A 16,300-nucleotide genomic window follows, 5' to 3' on the forward strand; every position below is an offset into this window, starting at 1 on the left:
GCCATTAGGGTAAAAAGGAGGCTGTAAATGGCTACCTTGTATGTGAAAAGCGAATTGAAAAAGGCTGTAGTAATTGGTTATGCTATAACTACATGAATGTTTTACAGTATTTCCAAGTTTTGATTATTACCTAATTAACAACCAATGATTGATAAGGCAAAGGACATCAGGAAAGGAGAGGAGTTAGACTTAACAAAACTGACAGAATACTTGGGTGATCATTTAGCAGGGTTTTCTGGAAATATCGAAGTCTCTCAATTCCCAAGTGGTTTTTCGAACCTTACCTATTTGATCAAAACAGGCCAAAAGGAATATGTATTGAGGCGTCCGCCATTTGGGGCGAATATCAAAGGCGGACATGATATGCACAGAGAGTTTAGAGTACTTTCAGCTTTAAAACCTGTGTATTCCAAAGTACCCAAGCCTGTATTGTTTTGCGACAATCATTCCGTGATGGGAGCCGATTTCTACCTTATGGAGCGTGTAAAAGGCGTGATTCTACGCAGTCAAGCCCCGAAAGACATTGAGCTCAAACCTGAATTAATGCGGTCCATTTCTGAAGCCTGCATTGATACCTTGGCAGATCTTCACACCATGGACTTAACTGCTGCTGGTTTGGCCGATTTCGGTAGACCTGAGGGCTATACCCAACGACAGGTGGAAGGTTGGATTGGACGCTATTATAAATCCGAGACAGATAAGCTACCTCATATGGATGTGGTGGCCGAGTGGCTGCAAAAACACATTCCAGAACAGAAATATGTCAGCTTTATTCACAACGACTATAAGTACAATAACCTCGTGTTGAACCCCGAAAAGCTAGACGAAATTATTGCGGTACTGGATTGGGAAATGTCGACTGTGGGCAATCCATTGATGGATTTAGGTACTTCCTTGGCCTATTGGGCGCAAGTAGATGATTCTGATGCACTAAAGCCTTTCAGCCTTACATGGTTGCCTGGCAATTATACGCGTAATGAATTGGTGGAGTGCTATGCAGAAAAAACAGGCTTCGACCTAAAAGACCAAGTGTTTTACTATGTTTTTGGAGCATTTAAAATCGGAGTGATTATTCAGCAGATTTACGCCCGCTATAAAAAAGGACTGACACAAGATCCACGTTTCGCCAATTTGATTTATGCCGTTAAAGCCTGTGGAGCCAATGCGGTAAAGGCTTTGGAAAAGGATAGAATATGAATTTAAATAGAACAATTTTAATCGCTCTGTTCTCTGTTTTATGTGCTCATATATCTCAGGCTCAGAAGCCAGAAGAGAATTTTGAATCTTTCTTAAAGCGATTTGATACAGACTCTTCATTTCAAATGTCGAGGATTCTTGATTCAGTAATAGTAGTTTACACATCAGATATAATAGTCGATGCTGACGGAAATGGATATACCGAAAATTATGAGGCACCATTAGCAAAAGCAGACTGGAGAGTCAAGAAACTTGAGAAGAAGCAGTTTAATAATTGGGAAATTAGACAGCTTGAAAACGATATTAAAGAACTAACGATGGCTGGTAAACAGAGCGGAGTGTATGTGGTGATAGAATTCGTTCTTCGTGATGGGCTTTGGTTTTTACGTAAATATGGAGATTACTCAACCTGAATTATTACTATAATAATCTAAAAATGAAACTGAAAATAGAAGACATTGATAAAGTACTCATTCTGGGTGCTGGAACGCTTGGTTTAAGGGTAGGGCTGCAATGTGCCATCAGTGGTTTTGAAACTACCATTTATGATATCTCCGAGAAAGCACTTGATACCGCCATTAAAACTCAAGCCAGCATTCTTAAAATGTTGATTCGCAATGAAAGGCTAACCGAGGCACAAGCTGAGGAAGCCAAAGGCCGTTTGACTTTCACGACAGACCCAGAAGCTGCAGCAGATGATGCCGACTTCCTGAGCGAATCTGTCACTGAAAATCTCGAATTGAAGCGTAAAGTTTGGGCGCAGTTTGGTGCGCTTTGCCCTGACAAGACGATTTTCACTACCAATACGTCCTATTTGCTTGGTTCACAAATCGCGGATGCTTCTGGCCGACCTGAGCGCTTCTGCAACTTCCATTTCCATGATGTATTTTATTCCAATGTGGTGGACGTAATGCCGCATGCGGGTACAGAGGCTTGGATCAATGATTTATTGATGGAATTGGGAGAGAAGCTTTGGCAAACGCCTGTGTTCGTTCAAAAGGAAAACACGGGTTACATCTTCAATTACATGCTGATGGCGCTTTTGGGAGCCGCAGGTTCACTCAGAACACTTGACATTGGTTCTATTGAAGATATTGACAGAAGCTGGATGGGCAACTTTAAAATGGAAATGGGGCCATTCGAATTTTGGATACAGTTGGGCTTGATACGGCTTGGCATATCACCAGCAATCACCCAGACAAGAAAAGCCAGGCTTTTGCTGCCTTGCTGAAAAGCTATATTGACGAAGGTAAACTGGGCGTAAAAACAGGAGAGGGCTTTTATACTTATCCCAACCCAAGGTTTAAAGAAGAGGGGTTTGTTTGATGGTGCTCCGTTTGCTTCACAGCTCTAATAATTGATTAGAAGTCAACCGCCTATTTTCCTTTCCTGAGGTGCAAAGGATCTAATTTTATCGAGTTGTGATGTTGTTTCTAGTTCCTTCTTCCGAAGCCTCGGAGTCAGGATGAAAAGCGGTGTGCACACAATCACAGTTGATTCTAATTCTTGCAGTTTTTAATTCCTTAATGCCTCAGGAATTTTACTCCTGATGAAAAACCATCTTAAAAGTAGCGCCCTTACCAAGCTCAGTTTCAAGCTGAATATCTCCACCATGCAGCTGCATAATTTGCTTAGAAAGGCTGAGTCCAATACCCGAACCTCTGTTTTTGGTAGAGAAGAAAGGCATGAAAATCTTCTCAGTGGCTTCAGGAGTAATGCCCGCGCCATTGTCGCTAATTGATACAGTCACTAACTCTCCATGCACACTGGTTTCTAGTTTCACTTTAGCATTTTCTTTATTTTCAACCACTTCCAAGGCATTTTTCAGAATATTGATCAGTACCTGTTCAATCAATTGATAGTCAATGTTTAATTGAATTGGGGTTTCAGCGTGAATGACTTCCAACGCTACATTCGCTTTAAGGAAATCATTCTTGAGTAAGGCTGTTGTGTTTTGCACCAATGACTTGACATCCGTTGGACGTTTGTCGGGTTCTGGTAGGTTGGTGTAATCGCGATAGGCGTTTACAAAATTGATGAGCCCTTCACTACGGCTAGAAATGGTGCTCAAGCCTTCGGTAAGGTCTTCCAAGCTTTCATCTTCAATGGTATTGAGTCCGTTTTTCTTAATTACATCTTCTTTCAACACTTCGCTTAGGGTAGAAGTGAGCGAAGAAATAGGGGCAATGGAATTCATGATTTCGTGCCGAAGTACTTTGGTAAGGTTCTGCCAAGCTTCCAATTCTTTGGCTTGTAATTCCGCCTTAATGTCCTGTAAGGCAATCAATCTGTAGAGCTCACCTCCCAGTTTATACATGGTTTCAAGAATCACCAATTCCTGTCCTTTTTCATTTTTGTAAGCTGCTCTTTTAGAGGAGTTAAGGTGAGTAATGGTAAAGTGAAAGTTAAGCGCTTTTTGTCTGAGGTCATCAAGACTCCTAAGACTTTCGAGCTGTAATAAATGAAGTGCAGAACGGTTGATCAATTTCACTTCCCCAGTCTCGTTGATGGCGATGATTCCCGTACCAATATTTTCAACGACTACGCGCAACTGCTGAAAAGACTGCTCGCTCTTTTTACGTTCCTCCAAAATGGCATCAATCACATCTTTAAAAGCTAGATTCAGTGCTTTAAAGGTTTTTCCCAATTTATTATCATGAGTAAAACTCATGTTGAAGTCGTTGTATTTGATGGCATCGAAGAAGCGAGTGAGCTTCTTGTTGGTACTTTCGATGTAGTTGAAAAGCTCAAATACCTCGAAAATGATCAGGAAACCAGTGACCACGGTAGTTACATACTTCTGATCGAAGAAGAGCAAATACACGAAAACGGCTACCGTAACAAACAATACGATAACGCGAATCAGTACGAATATTCTAAAGCGATTAAAGCCCATATTTCTCAAGTCTTCGGTACAAAGATGAACGGGTTAAACCTAATTCTTGTGCCGCATGGGTGATATTTCCGTTATGTTTGGCCAATACTTTTCTGATTAGGATTCGCTCGACATCTTCCAAGTTGAACTGTTCCAAATTGATGTCATCCTTATCGCGAACAGGCTGATTATTATTGAAAAAGAAGTCCTCGGGTTGAAGAATGTTATCACGACTCATGATTACCGCGCGCTCTATGGCATGTTGTAACTCACGCACATTCCCGGGCCAGCTATATTTCTCCAAGCGCTTAAGGGTGGCTTCACTGAACTTGTAAATGTCTTTATTGTACTTTTTTGCGTAGTCTTTTAGGTAATGTTCAGCAAGTAGGGGGATGTCCTCAATTCGTTCCCTCAAAGCGGGCAACTTCAGTTCTATGGTGTTAATCCGATAGAGTAAATCTTGCCTAAATTCTCCTTTCTGCACCATTTCGTAAAGCGGCATATTGGTGGCGCAGATCAAGCGAATATCGACATCAATTGTCTTATTCGATCCGACACGATTCACTTTTCTGTTTTGTACTGCGGTTAAGAGTTTGGCTTGCAATGGAAGTGAAAGGTTGCCAATTTCATCCAAAAATAAGGTGCCTCCATTGGCGATTTCAAATCTACCTGCACGGTCTGTTTTAGCATCGGTGAAGGATCCGCGCACGTGACCAAAGAGTTCGCTTTCAAATAAGTTCTCAGAAATAGCCCCTAAGTCTACACTTATAAAGGGCTTTTCTGCTCTTTTTGAATTTCTGTGAATTGATCTGGCTATCAGCTCTTTACCTGTTCCGTTTTCACCCAATACTAAAACATTGGCATCTGTGCTTGCTACTCGCTCAATGGTATCGAAAACCTGAATCATCGATCCACTTTGTCCAATAATTTCCTTGAATTTATGATCGAGGTCTTGGGTCAAAGTATCTTCTCGGTCTTTCATTAATTTTAGCTCTTCTTTAGACGACCTTAAGCGGATGGACGAAAGGAGAGTGGCCAAGAGTTGCTCGTTTTCCCAAGGCTTCATTACAAAATCAGAAGCGCCTGCTTTAATGGCTTTTACGGCCAAATCCACTGAACCAAAGGCGGTAATGAGCACTACCACTGCGGATGGGTCGATCTCTAATATTTTATCCAACCAATGAAAACCTTCTTGCCCAGAGTTTACATCTTGGGTGAAATTCATATCGAGCAGAATGACATCATATGCATCATTTTGGAGCAGGTCAGGAATAAGTGTGGGGTCTTTCTCCAAATCAATTTGACCAAAATGCCGCTTCAGATAAATTCTGGCGGCTTTTAGTAAATCTTCATTGTCGTCTATGATGAGTATTTTTCCTTGTTTCACGGTGTGTCTATTTTACAATCCCCCAGCCCCCTTGGCCAAGGGGGAGGTGGTAACGATGTTGATTACTTTCAATACTACTTTCTCTTTTCTTTACCCTTATGGCTTCGGATTTTAACTAACCAATGCTGTCTATTCGAAGCCTTCCCCCTTTTTCAAAGGGGGCTAGGGGGATTACGATTACTCTATCGCTTTATTCAATGTTTCTTCTGATAAATGGCCTTCAATCGTTCTAATTACATTTTTTAAGTCATATTTAACATCTACTTCCGCAATTCGAACAACTTTATATCCCAGCTCATTTAGTCTTAAGTCTCTTGTTCTATCCTGCTCTTGTTTGTCATCATGCGATCGGCCATCAAGTTCTATAATCAACCTTTCCTTTCTACATATAAAATCAACAATGTAATTTTCGATTGCGAATTGTCTGTTAAACTGAAGTCCATAAAATCGTTTTGCCCTGAGCACATGAGCCCATAAGATGGCCTCACCGGGAGTTCCATGTTTTCGGAGCTCACGAGCCAATGGTTTTAGTTTCTTATTGTAACTGGACTTGTTCATGTTATTTATTCAATCCTTAAACGCTTTTAAGTATTTATGAAATCAATCCCCCAACCCCCTTGGCCAAGGGGGACGCGGTTACGATGCTGATTACTATCAATATTTCTTCACCTTTTCTTTATCCTTTTGGCTTCGGCTTTGATTAAACACGGCTGTCTATTCGGAACCTTCCCCCTTTCTTAAAGGGGGGCAGGGGGATTTTGTCTCGTCATGTCTCGCCTTAGTATTGGTTTACATTTGCTTTTCAATCTTATGCAAATCAAAAGCTTGTCGAATATACAAACAAATGTTGCCGTCCGCTAGCGGACGGCAAAGTGCGATGGCGACCAATTAGCAAGAGGTTGTTTGTGTTAATTTATTGATATATAGTTAATTAACTTTGGTATGACAGTTGGTTAACTGCTGACGTTATTTACCGATTAATTTTATCACTCTAGTTTTTAACCTAAATAGAATTCATGTTATCATCCTTTTTTAGAATAGCTTTTCGATACCTGGTAAAGAACAAGCTTTACTCTGTTCTGAATATATTCGGACTGACAGTGGGCTTGATCTGCTTTGTCATTCTAAGCCTATATGTAAGGGAGCAATTTGATAAGGATACGTATCACGCTCACTCAGAAGAGATCTACAGGGTTCTAGTAGCCAGAGATGATACTACAGAAGTCGAACCCAATTGGGAAATAATGACGCAATTTCCCGTGGCCGAGTTGTTCAAAGAAGGTATTCCAGAGGTGAAAAACACAGTGAGATTTGGCCAAACTTCTGAGTTACTTGTTGAAGCTGGTCAACGAAAATTTAAGATTCAGTCTCTTCATTTTGCTGACCCTTCCTTATTCGATGTATTTGATTTTGATGTGCTAGCGCAGTCTAAACCACTAGATCAGCAAACTGTAAGTGAGCTCATAATAGTGAAGTCTGAGGCAGAAAAACTCTTCGACTCTCCATCAGGTGCCATTAGTCAAACCGTAAATTTGAACGGTTATGGAATGTTTAAGGTGATTGGGGTAATTGATGATCTTGGTCAAGAAACTCATATGGGTTTCAAGTACATTCTTCCCGTTGAGCAATCTGATAAGGCTTACGGAGAAGATGGGCGTTATCGAGACTGGGGGGTATTGTCTGGGTTTCCGCTCTATGTTCAGATTGAAGAAAACGCACAGGTTGAAGATATTGAGCATAAAGCTAAGACACTTCTTCAGCCTCATATTAAGAACATGAGTGTTCGTTTAGAGCCTGTGAGTGAAGTTTACTTCAGTAAACTATATTCATTTTTTAAGAAAACGGGCGATAAACAATTTATAAGGCTATACTTACTCGTTGGGCTTCTGATTCTATTTATTGCTTGTATTAACTACACCAACTTATCAACCGCCAGATACCTAAAAAGAGCCAAGGAGGTTGGTATAAGAAAGACAGTTGGCGGTTACAGAAGTCAGATTATCACCCAATTTTTTATTGAGTCCATTGCGCTTGCCTTTATAGCTGTGGTACTTTCAGTATGTTTTACTGAAATACTTCTGCCTTCATTTAATGCTTTTGCGGGGTCTTCCATATTTATTGATTACCAAAGCCCCTTTACCTACTTATTTATGGTATTGGCTGTTTTGGGCATTGGCGTTTTTGCAGGGCTTTATCCCGCTGTTTTCCTCAGCCGTTTTAGTGCTACCCAAATTTTATCGGGCAGTGTAACTAAAGGCAAATCAGGTCTGCTTTTCAGAAATATATTGGTGGTGGTTCAATTCTTTATTTGTATTGGTTTGTTTATTTCTACCAATGTTATCTATCAACAATTCAGGCATTTAAAGTCGTTAGACTTGGGATTTGATAAGGAACAAGTGATTATGATTCCATTGAATGACCAAGCGATCAAACAATCATACAAAGCTTTTAAAAGTGAACTGAGCTCAAATCCTTCTATTGAATGGATGACAGGAGCAGGGCCAAAAGTGTTTGGCGGACAAGCTCAGTTTTATTTAGAAATTGATGGAAGTGAGGACGTTACGCCCATTTCCATCTTCCCTGTTGATGAGGACTTCTTTCAAAAATTTGACATAAAACTATTGGAAGGAAAGCTCTATCAGCCTGAATTAGGTAAGGAGGGGAATGATTTTCTAATCGTGAATGAAGCCTTGGCGAAAGTGGGTGGATGGAAGATTGAAGATAAGATGGGTAAGAATGTGTTTAAACGTAATGTGGGCGTCCCAAATTTGGGTGGGGTAGTTGAAGACTTCGTGTTCTTTTCGGTGAAAGATGAAGTAACACCAGCGGCATATCTTTATAAACCCAACGATAATAATCTGGCCTATATAAAGGTAAAGCCTGAAAACATGGAAGCCACTATTGCTTCTATTCGAGCCACTTACGAAAAATTTGCCAACCTTTATCCTTTTGAATACTCCTTTTTGGATCAAGAGTATGCTGCCCAATATGCAAAGGAGCAGCGTTTGGCCAACATATTTACCACCTTTAGTGCCGTAGCCATTTTAATTGCATTGCTAGGTTTGTTTGGGCTTACAATATTCTTGGCTGAACAACGCTTGAAAGAATTCAGCATACGAAAAGTGCTTGGCGCTTCAAACATCCATTTGATTTGGTTAATGAACAGTGGCATCAGCCGCATGTTGCTGATCAGTACCGCATTTGTGATTCCTTTGGTCTATTATTTCCTTAAAGATTGGATCAACACATTTGCTTTTAGAATTAAGCTTGATTGGCCTCTTTTTGCATTGCCAGTGGTCTTGGTAATGCTTTTTGCTTGGCTTACTACACTTTATCAGTCGGTTAATTCGGCAAGAAAAAACCCAGTAGATTCATTACGCAACGAATAAACTCAATTATTAAAACAACAAGGTCATGTTTAAAAACTATGTAAACATTGCAATAAGAAGCCTTAAAAGACAAAAGGCCTACTCACTGATCAACATCTCAGGATTATCGGTGGGTATTATGGCATGTATTATCATTCTACTCTATGTAAGGAATGAGTCATCCTATGAGGGTTTTTACCCCGATTCTGATAAGATTTATCGCGTTACCAGTAGTTATGAAACTTCTGGCAATGTTCAGAATATAGCAATTACCCCAACAAAGATCACTCAAGTTTCTTTGGAACATATTCCTGAAACAGAAGAAGCAACTTTCATTTATGATTGGAGGGTAGGTAGAGAGTTTTTGATGAAGTACAAGGACAAAACCTTTACCGAAACTAAAATCTATTATGCCGACACAAGCTACTTTAAGGTTTTTCAGTATGAATTTTTAGAAGGAGATGTTAAAACAGCTTTAAGAGAACCACAAACCTTAATAATGACCGAAGAGTCGGCCATTAAATATTTTGGAGGTGCCTCGGAAGCTTACGGTAAAATCATCAAAGCCAATAATTCTGATTTTAAAGTAACAGGAGTAGTAAAGAAACCAATAGGAAACACTTCGTTGGCTTTTGACATGATAATTTCAGTACAATCGATTTTTGGTCAAATTGATAATGAGCGATGGTTTCCTATGAACTATTACACCTATGTAAAGCTTGCAGATGAGGCTGCGGCAAAAAGTTATTTGACTAAACTGAATGATTATGTAACAAAGGATTTTGGTGATGCGATGGAGGCTGGAGGGTTTAAGCTTTCTTATGATATTCAGCCCCTAACCGAAATGCATTTTGATATAACAAAAGGAGCAGATTATCCTGAGAAAATATCAAGAGAGTTGCTGTATTCACTAGTGGCCATAGCTGTTTTCATTCTATTAATTGCCTGCATTAATTATATCAATTTGAGTACGGCAAAATCTGAAAAACGAGCCAAAGAAGTAGGCATTAGAAAGGTAATGGGAGCCCATAGAAGACAGCTAATTCTTCAATTTTATGGGGAGACGTTTATGGTTACTCTTCTATCTGTAGTAATTGGGGTGGTTTTAGCCGAACTGTCATTGCCATTCTTTAATCAAATGGCAGGTACTCAGCTTTCTATAAGTCTTCAAAACGATCCCAATTTGTTGCTCATCCTAGTAGCTTTTGTTTTGGTAGTAAGCTTTATTTCTGGCAGTTATCCAGCATCATTTCTTTCTTCATTTCAGCCAGTTAAGGTACTTAAAGGCACTTTTAGTGTTAAGGGTGGAAATATGTTTCGAAGAATATTGGTTACACTTCAATTTACGGTAAGCGTTTTCCTTATCACCGGTACTTTGGTGATTTTCTATCAACTAAGGTATGTTCAGAGTACAGATATTGGTTATGATCAAGATCAGGTAGTTTATCTAAAACTTCCAGACCGTACAGCTAGAGACGCCTATAGATCACTGAAATCTCGATTTGAAACCATTACGGGAGTTGAGGAAGTAACAGGAAGTAATAATGAAATTTCTAATGTGCTTTCGGGCTGGGGCGCTATCATGGACGGACTTCCAGAAAACGTAACCATTTCGTTTAGAGGTATGTATGGCGATCAGGATTTTCTAGAAACTTTTGGTTTCAATCTATTGGCGGGTGAAGGCTTTAAAAATAAGTCTGATTGGGATTCAACAGTTTATTACCTGGTAAACAAAACTGGGGTTGAAAAGCTGGGAATAAGCCCTGAAGAAGCGGTGGGAAAACGCTTTGGAATAGATGAAGGTATGATGGGCTATATAGCAGGAGTAGTAGATGATTTTCATTTTACTAGTTTTCATACAGACATAGAGCCTTGGGCGGCTTACACTGGACCTCAAAACTTTAAGCAATTACTTTATGCAAAGGTCAATATGTCTCGAATTGAATCAGTAAAAGCTGAAATGGGCAAGGTATGGACTGATCTTGTACCAGATAGACCATTTGAACTGAGGTATGTGGACGAAGCGGTAAAAGGATTGTATGAAAAGGATAAACAGCTTAGCCAGATCATTCTCACTTTCACAGTCCTCGCCATTGCAATAGGCTGTTTAGGTCTGTTTGGCTTGGCTTCTTACTTAGCTGAAAAACGCACCAAAGAGATTGGTATTAGAAAAGTGCTTGGGGCCGATGTTTCCAAAATCGTCATGATGCTCTCTAAAGAATATGTCCGAATTATTTTGATTTCTAACCTCATCGGTTGGCCGATTGCTTACATCGCTATGAGTCGTTGGTTGGAAGGCTTTGCCTATAGTATTGACTTAAGTTGGTATTATTTCCTTGTTGCTGGTTTGATGACTGTTATGGTAGCGATGTTTACGGTGTCATATCAGTCTGTGAAGGCGGCATTTTCTAATCCAGTAGATTCTTTAAGGAATGAGTAAAGCAATGAGCTATTGAAGTAATGAATTAAGGAGAGAGGGGATTAATGAGATAGTGAAGGAATGAGACAAATAAATTAATGAAAGAAGGTGTGAAGAGGGAAGTGGATTTTCGTTTTCACCAATGACCAATGACCAATGACCAATGACCAATGAACTATAACTATTGATGAGATATTTTAAAACCATATTCCGAAGCCTAAAGCGTGAAAAGGGCTTTACTCTAATTAACCTTTTGGGCCTAAGCATTGGAATGTTTTGTTTTTTGGTAACGGCTCTTTTTGTAAGAGATGAAGTGACTTATGATCGTTGGCATGAGAATGCTGATAATATCTACATGTCTACTTTGCAATTACAAAAGGAAGATGGTGAGCCTATTGACCTAAGAACCTCTCATGCCTTTATGAAAGCATTAGAAGCAGAAAGCCCTGGTGTATTAGAAACAGTGAATATTAGTGGTGCAACCTGGAGCGATTATCAAATTAATGATGAATGGATATCAGGTCGCAAGGTCTTTTATTCGTCTCCTGAATTCTTTAAGGTATTCGATTTTAGTTTGAAGTACGGCAATGAAGAATTGGCGTTGACAGACCCAAGTGAGGTAATTCTTTCTTCAGAAATGGCGGAATCCATTTTCCCTGGAGTAAACCCAGTGGGCGAAACGATCACTTTTATAAACGCTGTGTATAAAGTAGCAGGAGTGCTCAACCCAATACCTAAAAATTCACATTTGCAATTTGATTTTGTAAAGGGAACAACTTACGATGGTTCTAGATATGAACCTACGGAACTAGATTGGTTAGCGGGATATGGCTATAGCTACTTTTTATTGAGAGAAGATTACAGTGCCGAAAAACTTTTAGCGGATGCCAAAGCAATTCTGGCTAGAAATGGAATTACTAATGAAGCAAATGGTCTACAGTTTTTAAGGTTCTCAAATTTATACCTCGACAGTAAAACCGGACGCTATGATAATGATAATCTTTTCGGGGGGCAGCGTAAGTATTTATACATCTTCTCCTTGGTAGGAGGGCTTATCCTTTTTGTTGCCTGCTTTAATTATATCAATCTTACTACGGCTCGTTCCATTTCAAAGGTAAAGCAAATGGGCATTAGAAAAATAATGGGCGCTAGTCGTAGCAAACTGGTGCTTTCCCAAATGGCTGAAACATTTTCTCTGGCCTTTTGTGCTTTAATCATTGCCCTAATTGGATTAGAATTATTACTGCCCTACACTCAGTCACTAATTGGTAAAACTTTGGAATTGAATTTTTCGGAAGCTCCTCAACTTTTATTCTTACCCATTTGCTTGCTTGTATTGGTGGTTTTGGTTTCAGGTATCTATCCAGCACTTACGCTTAGTTCTTTTAATATTTCAGGAGTATTAAGGGGGAACCTGCCTCAATCCAAAGTGGGAATGCTACGAAAATCATTGTTTGTTTTGCAGTTTACAATCTGCTCTGGTTTGCTCATGGCTGCTTTAAGTATACGAGGTCAGGCCAATTATTTAATAGAGTTGGATAAAGGATATAATGAAGAGAATATTATGTCCATACGCCTTAATCAAGAAGGGCAGAAACTCGACTATCAGACTGTAAGGAATGCCCTTGAAGCAATTCCTCAAATTGAAAAAATAACATCGACACCCTTACCTGCTTTTCCTCCAGGACCACCCAGCATGTTAAAACTCAACGGAATAATGGTGCCTTTAACTATTTATTCTGGAGCGGCCGACAGGGACTTTAACAACCTTTTCGAACTTGAGTTTTTAGAAGGGTCTGATTTCAGCGCTCTTCCAATATCTCAATTGGACAGCGTAGTAATCATCAATGAAACTGCAAAGAAGAAGTTAGGCTTGAATCCTGCCATCGGTTCAAAAATGCCTAGCGGAAAAACTGTAGTTGGTGTAGTTAAAGATTTTCATTTTAGTTCTGCTAAGTATGTCATAGAGCCTGCGGAGCTTTACTATAAACCAAAGGATTTTCGCAACATACAATTCAGTTATCGTGCAGGAGATAAAGATGCAGTTATAGCGCACGTAACCTTGGCACTCTCTAAACTAGGTGTAACGGGAACGCCCAGTATTCAAGAAATCAAAGGTTATTTTGAATCAAGCTATAAAAAGGAAGCACAATTGGTTACCATTTTCGATGTGCTCACCACAATGGTCATACTAGTGGCCTTCTTAGGGCTTTTTGCCTTATCATCTTTTGAGAATAAACTTAGAGAAAAGGAAATAGGAATTAGAAAGGTGCTGGGTGCTACATATCTCCATTTGATACGCACCCTGAACAAGCGATTCACTTGGCTGATTGCTTTGGCCATGATGATTTCTATACCGCTTACCTATTATGGAATTCAAAAATGGATTATAGACTTTCCATATAGGTTGGAGAACCTAAGTCCATTCTTCTCTCAAGCGATAATCATGGTTGGAATTTTAGCAATGACAGTGCTTGGTTTACATAGCTATTTCAGCGCTCAAAAGAACCCTGTGGATGTGTTGAGGAATGAATGAATGAAAGAAGGAGTGAAGGGATTAATGAAATAATGAGGAAGTGAAACAAGGAGGAAGACCGAAGCGGGTTCTCGTTTTCACCAATGACAAATGACCAATGACTAATTAACTAATAACCAAAGGGCTATGTTAAAAAACTATATCATTACCACGCTAAGAGGAATAAAGAGAAACAAGGTCTTTACATTGATTAACCTGACAGGTCTTTCAGTGGCCATGGCCTGTTTTATTTTGGTAGGACTCTATGTGCGATATGAGCTTTCCTATGATCAGTTTCATGAGGATGTAGAAGATATACACATTGTAAAACTGAAGTACGTAAAGAGTTTTGGAGGGTCATATAACCAATTTTTACCAGCCGTTTTTGCAGACATAATTGAAGAGGGAACGTCTGGTTTAAAAGGGGTGACAACCACTTTGTCGGGAGCAGGAAATATGTATGTGGTAAAGAATGGTGATGACTACATTCAAGAGAAATATTATACGCTTCAGAATTCATTTTTTGATCTCTTCTCATTCCCTTTTCTCTATGGAAATCAAGCGAATGCTTTAACCAGTCCTAAAGCGGTGGTTGTTTCGTCAGAAATGGCAATCAAATATTTCAATAAAGAAAATGCAATTGGTGAAACGCTTTCTGTAGATGGTAAAGGAGACTTTAAAGTGACAGGTGTCCTAAAAGACTTTCCTAAAAATTCTCAGTTCCAACCTCATTTTTCTTTCTCTTTGAACGATATGGAGAACTTAGATTCATGGGGATACAACACTTTTTTCATTTACATAAAAACAGAACCTAATGCAGATTTAGGCCAGATCAGAAATAGAATAGGAAGCTTATATGATGCCAACAAGCCAGAAGATGTCATATATGGAGGTTCAGGTGCGGAGTTAGGCTCTTTTGCAGACTCCTATTGGGCACAAACGGGGAGTGGGGCAGCGCTAAATAACCGTGATAGAGGATTGGGAGCCAATAAAGATATTATTTATCTGTGCTCAGGCTTGGCCATTCTTCTACTGTTTATTGCCTTGGCCAATTATGTAAATATGGCGACTGCTAAAGCCATGGAAAGGGCCAAAGAAGTAGGGATTCGTAAAGTGAATGGGGCTACTCAAAATCAACTGATTAAACAGTTTTTGGGTGAAACGCTCTTTTTCGCCTTGCTCTGTTTGGTGGTGGCCGTTATTATGGTAGAAATCCTTTTGCCTTCGGTATCCCAAATTATGGGCATCAGCCTGAAGATGGACTATGAAGACCTAACCATTTTGGGCTACTTATTGGCCTATGCATTGTTTTGTGGTCTTTTGGCTGGAATTTATCCAGCGGTGTTATTGTCGCGCTTCAACCCAGTTAAAGCCCTAAAAGGTCAGAAACAGCAAGGTCATTCTCGTTTTTCTCATCGCAGTGTTTTGCTCTTTTTTCAGTTCACTATCTCTGCCTTTATGATCATCGTGCTTTTGGTGGCCAATAAGCAAATCAATCATTACATCAACTTCGACCTTGGCTTTAATAAAGAAAGGGTGGTCAGTATTCGTATGACGAAGGAAATGCTTGAAAGACCTCATGTGTTTATGCAGGAGGTAAAGAATATTAGCGGTGTAGAAGGAGTAACCGTGGGACCACTTCCTGAAGGAGCATTTGGTTTTAGTACTTTGGAATATGAAGGCAAGACAATGAAGTATGCGCCAAAGGTTGAAACCGATGAGAACTTTATTTCAATGCTTGAAATTCCCTTATTGGCAGGAAGGAATTTTGATCCAGAAATTCCATCAGATACTGAAAACTCGATCATCATTAATGAAATGCTAGCAAAAACGCTTGGATTGGAGAATCCAGTAGGGGCAACGGTGCTCTCTGATGGGAGTACCAAGAGAATAATTGGTTTAATAAAGGATTTCCACATCACAAGTGCCAGGCATCAAGTAAGAGAGTTGATGCTAGCACCTATGCTCAGCAGCGGAAGAGTAAATAACCTACTGATCAAGGTGAACGCTCAGAACATGGCCAGCACCTTAGGGCAGATTGATGCCATTTGGGATCAGTTCGATTATAAGGATTCGTATCAATACCAGTTTTTAGATGATGCCTATGAGGCCAAGTTAAGTAGGTTGCAAAATCTTACTTTAATCATTAACGGAGTTACCACCGCCATTGTGGTCATTTCCCTCTTTGGGCTATTCTCTTTGGTTGCCTTTCAAACTTCACAACGTATCAAGGAAATTAGCATTCGAAAAGTACTTGGCGCTACCGTGAATAACATCCTCTTTATTTTAGGAAAACCTTATGCTTGGTTGATTCTTTTATCATCTCTGGTGTCCATACCATTGGCCTATTACTTTATGGGCAACGCACTCAATGGATATCCTAACCGGATTGATTTGGATGCATCGTTTGGAGTCATCACAGTGATCAGTATTCTGAGTTTTTCAGCTCTGGTATTACTGAGTAGGGCGCTTTCAACTATTAGGACGAATCCAGTAGATATTTTGAGGAACGAATAGGTCGGTCAATAGTCAATGGACA

The 16,300-nt window shown here is 39.7% G+C and carries 11 protein-coding genes; 8 read left to right on the forward strand and 3 right to left on the reverse strand.

What is annotated here, in order from left to right; genetic code table 11:
* Window positions 1–144: 144 nt before the first annotated feature.
* From AAC026_RS14665 to AAC026_RS14680, 4 genes are read left to right on the forward strand one after another with little or no spacing between them, the layout of a single operon-like run.
* Window positions 145–1,197 (forward strand): phosphotransferase family protein, encoded by a 1,053-nt coding sequence (locus tag AAC026_RS14665; RefSeq protein ID WP_339699477.1) that lies wholly within the window; start codon window positions 145–147, stop codon window positions 1,195–1,197.
* A complete protein-coding gene (locus tag AAC026_RS14670) occupies window positions 1,194–1,610 on the forward strand; it encodes a hypothetical protein (RefSeq protein ID WP_339699480.1) in 417 nt (138 codons plus the stop codon). Before AAC026_RS14665 ends, AAC026_RS14670 begins: the two co-directional genes overlap by 4 nt.
* 23 nt (window positions 1,611–1,633) lie before the next feature.
* Window positions 1,634–2,428 (forward strand): 3-hydroxyacyl-CoA dehydrogenase NAD-binding domain-containing protein, encoded by a 795-nt coding sequence (locus tag AAC026_RS14675; RefSeq protein ID WP_339699482.1) that lies wholly within the window; start codon window positions 1,634–1,636, stop codon window positions 2,426–2,428.
* Window positions 2,344–2,523 carry a 3-hydroxyacyl-CoA dehydrogenase family protein gene (locus tag AAC026_RS14680; protein ID WP_339699485.1) on the forward strand — a complete coding sequence of 60 codons (180 nt, stop codon included), beginning with the start codon at window positions 2,344–2,346 and terminating at the stop codon, window positions 2,521–2,523. The genes AAC026_RS14675 and AAC026_RS14680 overlap by 85 nt, the downstream gene beginning before the upstream one ends.
* A 214-nt stretch (window positions 2,524–2,737) precedes the next feature.
* Here AAC026_RS14680 and AAC026_RS14685 read toward each other — a convergent pair whose 3' ends face one another.
* The 3 genes from AAC026_RS14685 to AAC026_RS14695 form a co-directional block, all read right to left on the reverse strand.
* Complete coding sequence (locus tag AAC026_RS14685; RefSeq protein ID WP_339699488.1) at window positions 2,738–4,093, reverse strand: ATP-binding protein; 1,356 nt, start codon at window positions 4,091–4,093, stop codon at window positions 2,738–2,740.
* Window positions 4,083–5,459: a sigma-54 dependent transcriptional regulator gene (locus tag AAC026_RS14690; protein ID WP_339699491.1), complete on the reverse strand. Its 1,377-nt coding sequence runs from the start codon at window positions 5,457–5,459 to the stop codon at window positions 4,083–4,085. Before AAC026_RS14690 ends, AAC026_RS14685 begins: the two co-directional genes overlap by 11 nt.
* A 177-nt stretch (window positions 5,460–5,636) precedes the next feature.
* Window positions 5,637–6,017: a DUF559 domain-containing protein gene (locus AAC026_RS14695; RefSeq protein WP_339699494.1), complete on the reverse strand. Its 381-nt coding sequence runs from the start codon at window positions 6,015–6,017 to the stop codon at window positions 5,637–5,639.
* Between the two features lie 458 nt (window positions 6,018–6,475).
* On the opposite strand from AAC026_RS14695, the gene AAC026_RS14700 reads away from it, so the two are divergent.
* From AAC026_RS14700 to AAC026_RS14715, 4 genes are all read left to right on the forward strand, one after another.
* Window positions 6,476–8,848 carry an FtsX-like permease family protein gene (locus tag AAC026_RS14700; RefSeq protein ID WP_339699497.1) on the forward strand — a complete coding sequence of 791 codons (2,373 nt, stop codon included), beginning with the start codon at window positions 6,476–6,478 and terminating at the stop codon, window positions 8,846–8,848.
* Window positions 8,849–8,873: 25 nt separating this feature from the next.
* The gene (locus tag AAC026_RS14705; RefSeq protein WP_339699500.1) at window positions 8,874–11,267 is read left to right on the forward strand and encodes an FtsX-like permease family protein; all 2,394 of its coding nucleotides are present in this window, start codon (window positions 8,874–8,876) and stop codon (window positions 11,265–11,267) included.
* Window positions 11,268–11,433: 166 nt separating this feature from the next.
* Entirely contained in the window at window positions 11,434–13,782 is a 2,349-nt protein-coding gene (locus AAC026_RS14710; RefSeq protein WP_339699503.1) for an ABC transporter permease, read from the forward strand.
* A 126-nt stretch (window positions 13,783–13,908) separates the two neighbouring features.
* On the forward strand, window positions 13,909–16,278 hold the full coding sequence (locus tag AAC026_RS14715) for an ABC transporter permease (RefSeq protein WP_339699506.1): 2,370 nt from the start codon (window positions 13,909–13,911) through the stop codon (window positions 16,276–16,278).
* Window positions 16,279–16,300: the final 22 nt, after the last annotated feature.

The sequence above is a fragment of the uncultured Roseivirga sp. genome (assembly GCF_963973945.1).
Taxonomy (GTDB): Bacteria; Bacteroidota; Bacteroidia; order Cytophagales; family Cyclobacteriaceae; genus Roseivirga.